Below are 15,160 nucleotides of genomic sequence, written 5' to 3'. Positions count from 1 at the left end.
ATCAGGTCGATAAGTCCATGCGGAACTAGCCCACTAATTGCGCTGGTCGCATTGATCTAACTTGAGGCCAACCCGAACACTCGTGAGGCCCACATGGACACGACATTTACAGAAGCACGAACCCGTGGCAGTGCCGCATGGGGCGCGGTGCTGGCCATGTCGCTCTGCGTCGCCATGCTGATCGCCTCGGAGTTCATGCCGGTCAGCCTGCTGACCCCTATGGCCGAGGGGCTGGGGGCCAGCACCGGGCAGACCGGGCAGGCGATCTCGATCAGCGGGCTGTTTGCTGTTGTCGCCAGCCTACTCATTACCACGGTTGCTGGAACGCTGAACCGCAAGGGCGTGCTGCTCGGCATCACTGGATTGATGTTGGTTTCACTCGTCCTGGTCGCACTGGCGCCGAACTTTACGGTGCTGATCATCGGCCGCGCCCTGTTGGGGCTGTGCATCGGCGGCTTCTGGGCTTTGGCGACAGCCGTCATCATGCGGCTGGTGCCTAAGGAGGATGTCCCCCGCGCGCTGGCGTTGATGTATGGCGGTCAAGCCATCGCCGCAGCCTTCGCCGCCCCTCTCGGCAGCTATCTTGGTGGCTTGTTCGGATGGCGCGAGGTCTTCTGGGCGCTGGTGCCGATCGTCGCACTGAACCTGATGTGGCTGGCGGCATCGCTGCCCTCGCTTCCCGCGGCTCGGCGCGGAGATTTCGGCGCGCTGCTGGCGGTGCTCCGCCGCCGCTATTTTGCGCGCGGCTTGCTGGCGGCCACGCTGTCCTGGGGATCGGCCTTCACGATGTTCACCTATCTGCGCCCGTTTCTGGAGCAGGTAACACAGGCGGACGTGACCACCCTGTCGGCCCTGCTGCTGGTTCTGGGTGGGGCTGGCTTTCTGGGCACATGGGGAGCAGCCCGGCTGATCGGACCCGAGGTCGCCCCGCTCCTGAAGCTGCCCGCGTTGGTGATGGGTGGCTGCACGCTCATGCTGCTTCTGCTGGGCGGCTCGGTGGTGGGCACTGGCATCGTGCTGGCGATCTGGGGCGCGATGAACACGGCCATGTCGGTGATCTGGATGACATGGATGTCGCGCAACGTCGATGACGCACCCGAGGCTGCCGGCAGCCTGATGGTCGCCGCAGTTCAGGCCTCGATCATGCTGGGGGCGGTGCTGGGTGGTCTGTTGCTGGACGGGTTGTCCATCCATGCGACCCTCGCGGGCAGTGTCGCACTGGCCGTGGCTGCCCTGGCTGTGACCGGCAACGGTCGGCGCCTTCTGAAGCCCATTTGAGCAAGCTTCGCGCTGAGCAAGGTCAATCCCGCCCCGGGGCGTCTCGGGATCACGCCAAACTTCCCTGAAAGGTATCACAATGACCAACCCTACAATCGATCGCCGCTCCCTCATGCAACTGACCGGGGTCGGCCTTGCCGCACTGACCACCGCATCTGTGGTGCCGGGGCAGGCCTCCGCACAAGCCACGAATGATTGGGACAAGACCTTTCCCCAGAGCGACAGCGTTGACCATCAGAAGGTCAGCTTCACCAACCGCTATGGCATCACCCTCTCGGGCGACCTGTATCTCCCGAAGGACCGCACGGGCGGTAGCCTGCCTGCGCTCGCCATCGCCGGACCCTTTGGCGCGGTGAAGGAGCAGTCGGCAGGCCTCTACGCCCAGACGATGGCAGAGCGCGGCTATGCAACCATCGCCCTTGATCCGTCCTTTGTAGGTGAAAGCGGCGGCTCGCCCCGGCAGGTGGCATCGCCCGATATCAATACCGAGGATTTCAGTGCTGCGGTCGACTATCTCGGACTGCACCCCAAGGTCGATCGTGAGCGCATCGGGATCATCGGAGTCTGCGGCTTTGCTGGCATGGCCCTGAACGCAGTGGCCGTCGACAAGCGTGTGAAGGCCGTGGCCACGACCAGCATGTATGACATGACCCGGGTGATGGCGCGGGGCTATTATGACGCCATGACTCCTGAGCAGCGCGCCAAGGGGCTGGAGCAGATGAGCCGTCAGCGATGGGCGGACGCCGAGACGGGCACACCTGCGCTGGCCGGAGGCCTTCCTGATAGCCTCGACGGCATCGACGATCCCGTCACGCAGATGTATTTCGACTACTACAAGACGCCCCGCGGCTTTCACAAACGCTCGGTGAACTCGACCACGGGCTGGACCGTCACGAACCCGCTGTCGTTCATGAACATGCCGATCCTGACCTATATCGCCGAGATCGCGCCTCGCCCGATGCTGCTCATCGTGGGGGAGAATGCGCACTCGCGGTATTTCAGCGAGGACGCCTATGCTGCCGCCGCCGAGCCGAAGGAACTGATGATCATCCCCGGAGCGGATCACGTCGATCTCTATGATCAGACCGACGTCATTCCATTCGACCGGCTGGCAGCGTTCTTCGCGAGCCATCTGACCTAAAGCCCCACTGCACTGGCAAACCGTCGGCCTTGCTCCGAACCGCAAGAGGTTCGGAAGCAAGGCCTGAAACTGCCGACAGGGCCTGAACGCCCTGCATCAATGGAAGCATCGACATGACACGTCTGCCTCACGCCATCACCCTTGCCACGCTCTATGCGCTGCCCCTGCATGCGCAAGAAGCCGCCATCCCAGACGCGGTCGCACAGATCGCCCCACAACTTGGCCGCTACACTGAAGAGGTCTTGTCCGATCGGCTCTGGGCTGACCAGAACCGCCTATCAACGCGCGACCGGGCGCTGTTGACCGTCTCGTCTCTTGTCGCAACAGGGCGGACAGACCAGCTGGACCGGCATGTCGGCACGGCACTCGACAGCGGTGTGACGCCGGAGGAGCTGTCCGAAGTTGTTACCCATCTGGCCTTCTATGCCGGCTGGCCCGTAGCCTTGTCGGCGATCGACCGCATCGCGGCCGTGTTGGCCGATCGCGGGATGACTGCAGATGTGACGCTTGATCCCGACCTGCTGCCCTATGACGACGAGGCCGAGGCTGCGCGTCTGGCAAGCGTCGATCAAACCGCGCGTCCGGTGTCTCCGGGCCTTGCGGACGCGACGGACGAGGTGCTGTTTGCCGATCTGTGGCGCAGGCCGGGGCTTGCGCCCCGAGACCGCTCGCTGGTGACGGTGGCGGCATTGATTGCCAACGGACAGGCCGAACAGCTGCCCTTCCACCTGATCCGCGCGATGGACAGCGGTTTGACCTTCGAAGAGGCCGCCGAGATCCCCCACCAACTGGCCTATTACGCGGGCTGGCCTCGCAGCTTCTCGGCGCTGACGCCAATGCGGCAGGTCTTCGAGGCGCGCGGCCATATCGCAACCGACGAGGCCGAACAGGAAGCGCCAGCCACCATCACCGTCGTGCCGGCCGAGGGTGAGACCTTCCAGGCGGCAGCCGAGAATTTCACCGGCACTGTCACCGTTGGCCCATCGTTCGAGGCGCCGGGCGACGCCAGGCTCAGCGGCGCGCTTGTGACCTTCCAGCCCGGCGCCCGCACCGCCTGGCACAGCCACCCTCTTGGCCAGACGCTCTATATCACGCAAGGCTGCGCGTTGATCCAATCCGACGGCCAAGATATCCTCACCGCCGGGCCAGGCGACATCGTCCAGATCCCGCCCGAGGTCCGTCACTGGCACGGTGCCACGTCGGATCAGGGCATGGCCCATGTCGCGATCCTGGAAAGCCTGGACGGTGTTGGGACGACCTGGATGGATCTCGTTGCAGACGATCAGATCCCGCCTTCGGTAGGCTGCGGGTCACGGTAACGGAAAGGAACGCAAAGGATGCGCGGCACGACGCTTACCCTGCTCCTTACCCTCAGCACCGGATTACCAGCCATGGCCCAAGACCGCATTCGCATCACCAGCCCGCTTGGCTCCGTCACGGCCGAGCTGAACGACACCGCTGCCGCGCAGGCGTTGCTGGCGATGCTGCCGCTGGACCTGCCAATGAGCGACCACTTGCGACAGGAAAAGACCGGGGATCTGCCGCGAAGCCTGCCATCCGGCGAGCGCCAGCGCGACTTTACAGTTGGAACCTTGGGGCTGTGGAGCACGGGCGATTTCGTCATCTACTACCGCGACGGACGTGTGCCCCCTCCGGGCATCGTGATCCTGGGCCAAGTGCTGGACGACGTGTCGATCTTCGACAATGCCGACCCCGTTTTCGTGCGGATCGAACCGGCGGAGTAATCTCTAATTCAGGCACCACGTGTGCCTGCCCTGACCCCATTTCTAAGCCATTCGGCACAAGGCGCGGGTCCGTCGGAGCCCGATCGCCGTGGATCAGCCGCATCTCAACTGGCGGTTCGATCTCGCCGTTAAACCCAAACATCGGAAGACAATCATGAGTAACAACATCCAGGACAAGATCATCGTCATCACCGGCGCTTCCAGCGGCATGGGTGAGGCGGCGGCCCGGCACCTTGCACAGCAAGGGGCCAAGGTGGTCCTCGGCGCTCGCCGAGTGGACCGGCTCGACGCGGTGGTGTCGGACATCTCGGCAGCCGGCGGCGAGGCGCTCGCGAAGGCTACGGACGTCACCAAGCTGGAGGATGTTCAGGCGCTGGTCGAGGCCGCCGTCAGCCGGTTCGGCCGCATCGACGTGATGATCAACAATGCAGGCATCATGCCGCTCTCGGCGATCGAAAGCCTGAAGGTCGAAGAGTGGAGCCGGATGATCGACGTCAACATCAAGGGCGTGCTGCATGGCATTGCCGCCGCGCTGCCGCACATGAAGATGCAGAAATCGGGGCAGTTCATCACCACGTCCTCGGTGGCGGGCCACCTCGTCTTCCCGGCCTCAGCGGTCTATTCCGGCACCAAGTTCGCAGTCCGCGCGATTTGCGAAGGTCTGCGCCAAGAGGCGAAGCCTTACAACATTCGCAGCACCATCCTGTGCCCCGGTGCGGTCAGGACCGAACTGCTGGAGCAGATCTCCGACGAGGCGGTGAAGACGGCAAACAGCGATTACGTGGCGCAGGTCGGCATCTCGGCCGACAGCTTCGCGCGCATGGCGGCCTTCGCGATCAGCCAGCCCGGGGATGTGGACGTGAACGAGATCATCTTCCGTCCTACCGCTCAGCAGATGTGATCCTACGCGCGGCGGCTCCGGCCTCCGCGCTTTTTATTAACCGCTACAGCTAGAACCAAGGCCGCTCGCGCTAGATGCTGAGGCCCGCCGAACCAAGTCGGCACATTAGGCATCCGATAAGGTGGCGTATGCCGCAATTGGCTCAAACCGGCCGTTCAGGTAAGTGATAACGCCGTGACGCGGCTTGAAACCGGACGCTCGGACTTGCCGCAGCGAGATGGCGCAGGCAAGGTTCGTCAGGCGGAGCAGCTGCAGCATGAGGCGCGGCAGCTCGACACGCGACTGCCCGACAGGCATCCCTACAGGAGACATCCTTGTTCGAGACATGCACTTGGCTGAATGAGCCGCGCAACTGGGCGATCACCGACGATATTCTGGCCATGACAACCGACACGGGATCGGATTTTTGGCGGAACACCCATTATGCCTTCACCCGCGACTCCGGGCATTTCTTCGGGTCTCGCAGGGAGGGGGATTTTACGGCGTCTCTGTGCATCGAGGGTGACTATACTGATCTTTACGACCAAGCCGGAATCATGGTGCGCGTGGACGAGACCACGTGGATCAAGGCGGGGATCGAGCTGTCCGACGGCGAGGCTTGTCTCGGAAGCGTGTTGACGGTCGGTCAATCGGACTGGGCAACTTCTGTCCACCATGGGCGTGCTTCCAAGCTCCATCTGCGGGTCACCGTCGCAAACGGAGTCCTGCGTTTGCAGTGGTCACAGGACGGGGCGCGGTGGCCGCTGTTGCGTCTTTGCCCGTTCCCACAGGCATCGAGCTATCTTGTTGGCCCTATGTGCTGCAGCCCCGAGGGGGATGGCCTGAAGGTGCGGTTCTCGGAGTTTCAGATACGGGCGCCGCTCGGCAAGGCGCTGCATGATCTGACCTGACGCAGCCCGCAACGCGGTGAAGGAAATTGCTTTGGACGCGCGCCCGTAACGCAGCGCCGCCGCCTGTCTCACCAGACACGCCACGGTCCATCGCGGCGCAGCCGATTAAGTCATCGAAAGGGAATGGCGCGAGCGGCCCGGACCCAAGAGTTCAGCCACGACGCGCCGTCGGTGTCTGAACCTCTTGCTATGCCTATTGCGGCCAAATGGGAGCGCGATGCGTCCGAACGCACAGGAGAGAACTGACCGCGAGGGCCTCCGATGCCGCATCGTTCGTATTGCGGTAAAATCGCCCCGCCTTCGGCAGGTGCCGCCTTGGACATGAAGAAGGGGCGTGGGCCGCTCGGCGCCCCTCCGGATCGTCGATTTGGCAGCAGTCAGAACCGAAATTCGACCTTCGCCTGCAGCGTGGCCGCATCTGCGTCGGTGCTGGTGTCGTCGAACGCTTCCCAAGTGTGGCGCAGCAGTTCGGCACCCACCGACCAGCGTTGGTTCACCGTATAGTCGTAGCCGATACCATAGACCTAACCATCGTCGGGATCTCCTGCATCCGATTTCGTGTTGCGACGCATCCCGCACTCGAAAAGGGAATAGCAGAAGGGGCCAACTTTGGATTCAACACATATTAATGCGCTAGAAAGACCGGGACTTCCGCCATTTTTAGCATATTCCGCGTGGTGCCGCCCAAGATGGCTTGGCGCAAACGCGAGTGGCTATAGGCGCCCATGACCACCAGGCTGGCGTCTATGTCCCGGATGTGATTGGCAAGGATATCGGAAGTCCGTGGCTGCGTCCGCGCAAGCAGCGTGACATCCGTGGAAATGCCATGTCGGGCCAGCATCTGGGCCAGCATTGCCCCGGGTTCTATTCCGTCAGTGCTGCCAACGCCCGGATCAATGATCGCGATATTGACGTTCTGGGCTCTCAACAGAAAGGGCATGGCTCGACGCACGGCGTTCAAGGCCTCGCGGGACTCTTTCCAAGCGACGACGATGTGTGTGGCAATATCGTGGGATATTGACGCGCCGGCAGGAAGGGCAAGGACCGGCGCCTGTCCATCAAACAGCGAGGCCTCGACGACAGTTTCGTCTTCGCCGGGCCTGCCTGGGGCATATGGCAGTGCCTGCACCACCAAATCCGAGAAACGCGCATGACTTGCGACCAAACTTGCCAATCCGCCGAGCTGAGCAACGACGGGCTCGATAGAAAACCGCAAGCCCGATGATTGACCTTCGAGAGCCGTTCGCGCAGCGTCCTTGATCTGCACAGCCTTTGTTTGGGCCTGATCGTGCGCCATTTGAAGGGCTGCTGCAGCGATCCCCATGTCGTAATACGCCATCGACGTATAATCGACCCCGACTGCCAGTAGTTCAAGGTGAGCGTCCTCCGACAACGCCAAGCGCGAGGCCCCCGTGAGCGCAGGCTCAAGCTTGTCTGCACCCGTTGCTACCGTCAAAATGGATTTGTAACGCATGGCAGCACACTCTCTTGAGAAGATGCTTGGCCGGTCTGTAACGACCCTACACCAATTTCGAAGAGTCGAGAACTACCCTGGCGCCGGATACGAACCTCACTGTGGATGCCCCATAGGGGCGGTGGCGGCGCGTTAGAATGAGTAGGGGTGGCTGAGCGGTGCCGTCCTAATGTGGAACTGGGAAATAGTGAAAATCCGGAGACCCGTTCATGCAAGATTTGGACATTTTCTTCAGGCTCGCAGTGGCGTTGGCTATCGGCTTGATGGTGGGGATCGAGCGCGGCTGGAAAACCCGGGATGAGGAAGACAACGACCGTGCAGCCGGGCTTCGCACGTTTGGACTCTCTGGGCTAATGGGAGGGGTCGCCGGCGTGCTGAGCCTGGATCTGGGCCCGCCGATTGTTGGCATCGTTTTTCTCAGCTTCGGGCTAGCGCTCGGGGCGTTCGCCTGGCTGGAGGCACGGACGAAGGGCACTCTCAGCGCCACCACACTTGTGGCGGGGCTACTAACTTTTCTTCTGGGGAGCATGGCTATCGTCGGGACTGTCAGCGTGGCCATCGCCGCAGCCGTCGCCATGACGGTGGTTCTGGCACTGCGCACCCAATTGCATAGCTGGCTTGAAGCGCTTACCTGGTCCGAACTTAGAGCCGGGCTGGTTCTTCTTGTAATGACCTTCCTGCTGCTTCCACTTTTGCCGAACCGACCCATAGATCCATGGGGAACCGTCAATCTGCGAGAAGTCTGGCTTCTTGCCATCCTGATGGCACTGATATCGTTCACGGGATACATCGCAGTTCGGATGTTTGGAGGGACGATGGGGATCCTCCTCACTGCCGTTGCCGGCGGCTTGGCTTCCTCCACCGCAACGACGCTTGCACTCGCCCGCTTAAGCCGTGAGCAATCTGGCGCCGTCGACCTTCTTGCAGGGGGTATTCTCATCAGCGGTTCAGTGATGACACTGCGCGTCGCAATCGTCGCCTCCGCCCTTAATTCCTCCCTGCTCGCGCCGCTCGCTCCGGCGCTCGGTGCCGCAACCCTAACCTTGGCAGCCAGCGCCGCCTTTTTCATATTCAGAACGAAGCTCAAGACAAACGACCGCCGCGGCGGCTTGACGATCGCAAACCCTCTGGTAGTCGCCACATCCCTCAGACTCTCCGGGTTCATCGTCCTGATAATGGCATGTGCTCAAATGCTGCAGGCGGCATGGGGAGATGCTGGTGTCCTTGCGGTTGCGGCAATGGCAGGCATTGGCGACGTCGACGCGATTACACTTTCGATGGCGCGGATGGATGCCGGATCGGCGCTTGCTAGCGATGCCATTCTGCTCGCAGTGGCCGTGAACACAGCCGCGAAGGCCTGCATGGCAAGTTGGGCTGGCGGTGCAGCGGTTGGATTTCGGGTCGGATTGGGCAGCGCCTCGGCAATCGCAGCGGCAACGGCAGGCTACAGTTGGTCTGGGTAACTTGGGCGCGGCTGGTCCAGGTCTGAGAGTGGTTAGGTTGGGTGAGCGCGGGGAGAGATCCAGGAGATCATCCTCCCCGCGCTCGCCGCCTGTCCGGCGGCATACTCAATCTATCAGTCCGTCTTTTCTAAGCCGCCTACCCGGCGGCGAACGCACCTAGCATCCACGGTTGCCGTGTCTGCATCCTCTTTCGTGTTCGTCGAGGATGAGATGACATTACAGCGCCTTTCACCGTCGGTCAAGATAAATCTGAGACATGTCTTGATGGAGGCAAGTCAAAGGTGTCTTCGAGTGCAAGCTATGTCCCGTTCTTCGGCAGCCCCTCAGAAGAGACGGACAGGGCAACGGGCAGCCCCCGGCGTTCAACGATTTCGCGCACTGCTTCCTGCCCGATATGATCGCTCCGAAACCGGATGATGGTGTCAACTTCGTCCAGCGTCAGCCCCTCGGGCATGGACTGCAACAGCCCGATCGCGAGCGCCCGGTCGAAAGATGTGGCGCCGATCAGGATTGAAAGCAGCCGCGCGCGATCAGTGTATGGCTGGAGAAGGGCCTCGCATGATGTTGAAGGACCGTGGCGAGCAGATCGTGTAACCGATTTGGCCCGGTTACACGACGTTACAAAATCTCGGTTACATGCATCCATATGATTCTAAAGCTATTTATAGATATGTAACCAATGTAACCTATAGATAGGTATATTCTGTGTATTTGTGTCATTTCCCTTCCCTCCCCCCATCCACATGCACATCCATAGATATACATACTGGGAGGTTACACCGGTTACATCGTTACAAATCGGTTTTTTCATATGATATCAATTGTTTGCTTGTAACCTGGAGCTTCCTGGGCTGTTACGTCCCGTTACAAATCCGCGGATTTTGGGCACCGTTCTGCCTCGATCGAGCCCTGGAAGGTTTATAAGCGGCCGTCCTGTCTTCGGCCGATTGGCCGATTGCGGAGGCTGCCGGCCGAATGCACCGGCTCCTCGTCGGCCTGAGGTGCTCCTCTGCCGCGGGCTGCAGCTACGGCGGTGGCCGCGGGTCTCATCCACGACTGGGAAGAGGAGCGCGGGTCCGTCCTTGTCAGCATGTTTAGACAAATATCGCATGCCGTAATCCACGACCCGGCCAGGCATTACTGGCAAACTGCAGGGCTGAGGCAGTGCTCCTTCACGGCTTGGACCATGCAGGGCAGGGGGTGACGTCCCTTCGAATGGTGTAGCTCGCCGGTAGCACCGCCGCCCGCTCACATTAAGCGTCGTAGCGGGCGGGCGGCGGTGCGGTGGTCATCGGGTTTTCGGTAGGGTCGGGTTGCTGAGCCAACCTGAACCGAGGAATGCCCCCGATGACCAAACCCATGATGGACCTCCGTGCGCTGGTGGAGAAGAGCGCTGATGCGGACCTGCTGCGCGAGATGATCGGCTTCGCGGCCGAGCGGCTGATGGAGCTCGAGGTGGGCGCCAAGACTGGCGCTGATTACGGCGAGAAGAGCAGCGAGCGCCTGGCACAGCGCAACGGCTATCGCGACCGGGACTGGCAGACGCGTGCCGGAAGCGTGGAACTGCGTATCCCCCGGCTGCGCACCGGCTCCTATTTCCCGTCCTTCCTCGAGCCGCGGCGCTCGGTCGAGAAGGCGCTGACGGCCGTGATCCAGGAAGCCTATGTCCAGGGCGTCTCGACCCGCGCGATGGATGATCTCGTGCAGGCCATGGGCGGGACCGGGATCTCCAAGAGCCATGTCAGCCGGCTCTGCGAAAAGATCGACGAGCGGGTCGACGCCTTCCTAACGCGGCCGATCGAGGGCGAATGGCCCTATCTCTGGATCGACGCCACCTACCTCAAGGTCCGCCAGGGCGGGCGCATCGTGTCCGTCGCCGTCACTATCGCCGTCGGCGTGAACACGGATGGCCGACGTGAAGTCCTGGGCATGGCCATTGGAGCCTCGGAAGCCGAGCCGTTCTGGACCGAGTTCCTGCGCGACCTCGTGCGCCGCGGGCTCTCCGGCGTGAAGCTGGTGATCAGCGACGCGCACGAGGGCATCAAGGCTGCCACAGCCCGGGTGCTGTCCACCACATGGCAGCGCTGCCGGGTCCATTTCCAGCGCAATGCGCTGGCGCATGCCGGCAAGAACAGCCGCAGGGTGGTTTCCGCCTTCATCGCCACAGCCTTCGCCCAGCCGGATCACGCGGCGGCCAAGGCGCAGTGGCGGCTCGTGGCCGACCAGATGCGGCCCAAGCTGCCGAAACTCGCCACGCTCATGGACACGGCTGAGGAGGATGTGCTGGCCTACATGACCTTTCCCGCCCAGCACCGCGCCAAGTTACATTCCACGAATCCGATCGAGCGTCTCAACGGTGAAATCAAGCGGCGCACCGACGTCGTCGGGATCTTTCCAAACGAGGCCTCGATCCGTCGCCTGGTCGGCGCGATCCTGATGGAGCAGACCGAGGAATGGACCGTCCAGCGCTACCGATACCTGACGCGGAAACCGTCGCTCCGGTCTGCGATGATCTCACCGTCAGCCTGCCTGCCGCGCAGCGCGACTGACCAGCTCGACCAGCTTCCGAGCACGAAGCCCGCGGTCAGCTACACCATCAGATGGGACGTCATCAGGCCGAGGCCGACGCGCTGCTGCATCACTCGCACCAAGGGTCGCAATATACCAGTGAGCAGTTTCAGCGTCTATTGGCCGACAACGGCATCAGCTGTTCGATGAGCCGAGCCGGGAACGTATGGAACAAGTCGGCGATGGAAAGCTTCTTCTCGTCGCTGAAAACCGAGCGCACCGCCCGCAAGGTTTATCGCAGCCGTGATGCCGCCCGCGCCGACGTGTTCGACTACATCGAGCGCTTCTACAATCCGTGGCGACGACATTCGAAGCTGGGGTATCTCAGCCCCATGGCATTTGAGGACCGAGCTATGCAAACCTAATCCGGTGTCCACGAAGCCGGCAGCAGCTCACACATCCAAGTCCCGGCTCTGGACTTCACCAACTGCCGCAGGCAATAAGGTCGACGTCAAACCGAGGCCATTGTCTCTCACTTAGAGAAACCCTGAGGAAATTATGAAGCCGTTGCAAAGCCTTACTTGGATCCATTCATGACAACCGATCGAGTTTTGTTCATCACATTGGACTCATGTCGCTTCGATAGTTTTCGCGACGCCGATCTTCCGAACATGAAGGCGATCGGTCCGCTTCACAGAGCGCGGTCGCCGGGCTATTTTACCTACGCTTCCCATTCTGCCATGTTTGTCGGCTTTACCCCGGGCATCGCGGAACTCGCACAGCCCTTCCTCAATCCTAAGTTCGGAAAGCTGTTTCGGCTGCGCGGCAAGGAATTCTCGAGTAAGGGCTTTGAGGGCTACGAACTTTCTGGCCGTGACATAATAGAGGGCTTCAAAAACCTCGGGTACACCACCATTGGCTCAGGCGCCATGCCATGGTTTGATCGGATGACCCCTGGTGGTCTGCATCTGACGGAAAGCTTTGAGCACTACCTGTATGCAGGGCCGCATAACCTCGACCGTCAACTAGCATTTCTGGACGCTCAACTGGCAGCGGCGGAGGGTCCGACATTCACGTTTCTGAATGTTGGGGAGACCCATGTGCCGTACTGGCACCACGGCGCTTCGTGGTCCGCGAAAGACAATCCTTGCAAGCCTTTCCAAACCATCGATCGATCATCTGAGTGCCGCAGCCGTCAGATCGCCTGCGCGGAGTTTGTAGACCAACGCCTGGCAGGGCTGCTTGAGCAGCATCTTGAAGGCACCATATTGATCTGTGCGGATCATGGCGATTGTTGGGGGGAAGACGGTCTCTGGGCGCACGGCATGATGCACGAGATGACGACCACTGTCCCACTTCTCATCCGTCATCGCGGTGAACCCATCAGTGCGCACACAGCGCAAGCCGAGGTCGCGCCCGTCCCAAGCTGGCGTTCGCGGCTGAGCAAGGCTTTCTCACGATAGCCTGGAATGCCATGCCCACAAAACATGGTCTCTGAGCGGGACGCCTGTCTATGGGATTATTCAGATAAACGGTTGGGTATCCAAACGACGGTGTGACAGTCCGAACGCACTGACGCCGCCGGATCAGCCCGAGGCGTTCGCTCGTCGTGCATATTTTTCGCATCCTGCCACACTTCCGCCTCACCAAGCTGAAAGCTGAGCTTCATAACCCACCAAAATAATAACTTCTGGAGCTCGGAAATGGCGTCTCTTCTCGGTGAACAGGTAACGCTGGTAGTCAATTTTTCCAACTACGCCGACACTTTGAATGATGTAGATCTTCTCACAACCACGTTCACTGTAGCGCCTGGCGCCGAAGTCGTTTCTCAGCCGATCACCTATACTTTTACCAGCGGAGGCTACCCGCAAACATTGACCGGGACGATCTCGGTCGACGTGACGGCTTCGGGTTTCGTCGTCAGTTTCACCGGAACGCAGCAGGCTGGCGCGCTGAAGTACACCATCAAGAGCGTGGCGGATGAATCTGCAGGCTCGATCACCTCGATCTCACAGACCGGGACGAGCGGCATGATGGACGGCGTCAACATGACGCTCGATCCCGCTTCAGGCAGCGCAAACGGAGGGTTCGTTTCCGGCGGCTTCTTCCTGCTCGGGTATCAGCCAGGGGTCTCTCTCAGCCAGACAGTAGGTTTTACCCTTGCCGACGGCTCCAGCCCGCCTGTCGTGCAGGTCAACACCGGATCCACCGTCGCGGAGGGTGGGCTCGACACAATCACCGCGGCAGAGCTTTTTACCGCCGACAGCGACACAGTTGCAGCCAGCCGCGTCTATACCGTGACGACCGCCACCGCCAATGGCACGCTCTTCGTGGATGCTGACTCTGATGGGGTGGTGGACGCTGGCGAGGCCCGCGCCGTCAACGGCACATTCACGCAAGCCGATATCGACGCGGGTCGCATTAAATACATGCACTCTGGCAGTGAGACGAGTTCCGACACATTTGTCTTCCGTGTGACCGATGGCACGGCGAGCGTTACGAACAAGACTTTTTCTATCGGTGTCACCGCGGTGAATGACGCGCCCGAAGTCACCGCTCCGGCCAGCCTGGCCGTGACCGAGGACAGCGCCACGGGCATCACGGGTATCAGCTTCTCCGATGTCGATGCCGGGAGCTCACCCGTCACCGTCACGCTCTCTGTCCCCTCGGGCAGCCTTGCCGCAACCACCGGCAGCGGCGTCACCGTCGGCGGCAGCGCAAGCGCGCTGACCCTCACAGGCACGGTGGCCGCGATCAACGCCTTCATTGCCGCCAGCGGCGTCAGCTTCACCACCGCGGCGAATGCCACCGGCGATGTCACCCTCACCGCCAGCATTAATGATGGTGGCCACTCCGGCAGCGGAGGTGCGTTGACTGACAGCACCACCGTGACGCTTGAAGTTACGGCCGTGAATGATGCGCCGGAAGTCACCGCTCCGGCCAGCCTTGCCGTGACCGAGGACAGCGCCACGGCAATCACCGGTATCAGCTTCTCTGACGTCGATGCGGGCAGTTCCTCCGTCACCGTCACGCTCTCGGTGCCCTCGGGCAGCCTTGCCGCAACCACCGGCAGCGGCGTCACCGTCGGCGGCAGCGCGAGCGCCCTGACCCTCACCGGCACGCTCTCGGCGATCAACGCCTTCATTGCCGCCAGCGGCGTCAGCTTCACCACCGCGGCGAATGCCACCGGCGATGTCACCCTCACCGCCAGCATTAATGATGGTGGCCACTCCGGCAGCGGAGGTGCGTTGACTGACAGCACCACCGTGACGCTTGAAGTTACGGCCGTGAATGACGCGCCCGAAGTCACCGCTCCTGTCAGCCTTGCCGTGACCGAGGACAGCGCCACGGCAATCACCGGTATCAGCTTCTCTGACGTCGATGCGGGCAGTTCCCCCGTCACCGTCACGCTCTCTGTGCCCTCGGGCAGCCTTGCCGCAACCACCGGCAGCGGCGTCACCGTTGGCGGCAGCGCGAGCGCCCTGACCCTCACCGGCACGCTCTCGGCGATCAACGCCTTCATTGCCGCCAGCGGCGTCAGCTTCACCACCGCAGCGAATGCCACCGGCGATGTCACCCTCACCGCCAGCATCAACGATGGTGGCCACAGCGGCAGCGGAGGTGCGTCGACTGACAGCACCACCGTGACGCTTGAAGTTACGGCCGTGAATGACGCGCCCGAAGTCAGCGCTCCTGTCAGCCTTGCCGTGACCGAGGACAGCGCCACGGCAATCACCGGTATCAGCTTCTCTGACGTCGA

Annotated in this window: 10 protein-coding genes and 2 pseudogenes; 11 read left to right on the top strand and 1 reads right to left on the bottom strand. The window is 61.7% G+C overall.

Going from position 1 to position 15,160, the window contains the following annotated elements:
• The first annotated feature begins 93 nt into the window (after positions 1 to 93).
• From AC3A5Z_RS20845 to AC3A5Z_RS20820, 6 genes are all read left to right on the top strand, one after another.
• A complete protein-coding gene (locus AC3A5Z_RS20845) occupies positions 94 to 1,278 on the top strand; it encodes an MFS transporter (protein ID WP_487521196.1) in 1,185 nt (394 codons plus the stop codon).
• 79 nt (positions 1,279 to 1,357) lie between these two features.
• A complete protein-coding gene (locus tag AC3A5Z_RS20840) occupies positions 1,358 to 2,419 on the top strand; it encodes an alpha/beta hydrolase (RefSeq protein WP_487521195.1) in 1,062 nt (353 codons plus the stop codon).
• 113 nt (positions 2,420 to 2,532) lie between these two features.
• Positions 2,533 to 3,738 carry a (R)-mandelonitrile lyase gene (locus AC3A5Z_RS20835; RefSeq protein WP_487521194.1) on the top strand — a complete coding sequence of 402 codons (1,206 nt, stop codon included), beginning with the start codon at positions 2,533 to 2,535 and terminating at the stop codon, positions 3,736 to 3,738.
• 18 nt (positions 3,739 to 3,756) lie between these two features.
• The gene (locus tag AC3A5Z_RS20830; protein WP_487521193.1) at positions 3,757 to 4,164 is read left to right on the top strand and encodes a cyclophilin-like fold protein; all 408 of its coding nucleotides are present in this window, start codon (positions 3,757 to 3,759) and stop codon (positions 4,162 to 4,164) included.
• 88 nt (positions 4,165 to 4,252) lie between these two features.
• Positions 4,253 to 5,065, top strand: coding sequence for an SDR family oxidoreductase (locus AC3A5Z_RS20825; RefSeq protein ID WP_487521192.1), 813 nt, complete (start codon positions 4,253 to 4,255; stop codon positions 5,063 to 5,065).
• A 314-nt stretch (positions 5,066 to 5,379) separates the two neighbouring features.
• Positions 5,380 to 5,955 carry a DUF1349 domain-containing protein gene (locus tag AC3A5Z_RS20820; RefSeq protein WP_487521191.1) on the top strand — a complete coding sequence of 192 codons (576 nt, stop codon included), beginning with the start codon at positions 5,380 to 5,382 and terminating at the stop codon, positions 5,953 to 5,955.
• 625 nt (positions 5,956 to 6,580) lie between these two features.
• On the opposite strand, the gene AC3A5Z_RS20815 is transcribed toward AC3A5Z_RS20820, so the two are convergent.
• The gene (locus AC3A5Z_RS20815) at positions 6,581 to 7,429 is read right to left on the bottom strand and encodes a universal stress protein (protein ID WP_487521190.1); all 849 of its coding nucleotides are present in this window, start codon (positions 7,427 to 7,429) and stop codon (positions 6,581 to 6,583) included.
• A gap of 209 nt (positions 7,430 to 7,638) precedes the next feature.
• On the opposite strand from AC3A5Z_RS20815, the gene AC3A5Z_RS20810 reads away from it, so the two are divergent.
• The 5 genes and pseudogenes from AC3A5Z_RS20810 to AC3A5Z_RS20790 all read left to right on the top strand — a co-directional run.
• Entirely contained in the window at positions 7,639 to 8,892 is a 1,254-nt protein-coding gene (locus tag AC3A5Z_RS20810) for an MgtC/SapB family protein (RefSeq protein WP_487521189.1), read from the top strand.
• Positions 8,893 to 10,239: 1,347 nt separating this feature from the next.
• Positions 10,240 to 11,441, top strand: a pseudogene (locus AC3A5Z_RS20805) (IS256 family transposase).
• A 75-nt stretch (positions 11,442 to 11,516) separates the two neighbouring features.
• Positions 11,517 to 11,825 (top strand): annotated as a pseudogene (locus tag AC3A5Z_RS20800) (IS3 family transposase); the annotation flags it as partial.
• Between the two features lie 168 nt (positions 11,826 to 11,993).
• Complete coding sequence (locus tag AC3A5Z_RS20795; RefSeq protein ID WP_487521188.1) at positions 11,994 to 12,863, top strand: alkaline phosphatase family protein; 870 nt, start codon at positions 11,994 to 11,996, stop codon at positions 12,861 to 12,863.
• 240 nt (positions 12,864 to 13,103) lie between these two features.
• On the top strand, positions 13,104 to 15,160 hold a 2,057-nt coding region (locus AC3A5Z_RS20790; protein ID WP_487521187.1), incomplete at its 3' end, for a cadherin-like domain-containing protein.

This window comes from Cereibacter sp. Soil_C_27, from assembly GCF_057657095.1.
Note: the sequence above shows the minus strand (reverse complement) of the source record. Positions and strands in the feature narration are given on the sequence as shown.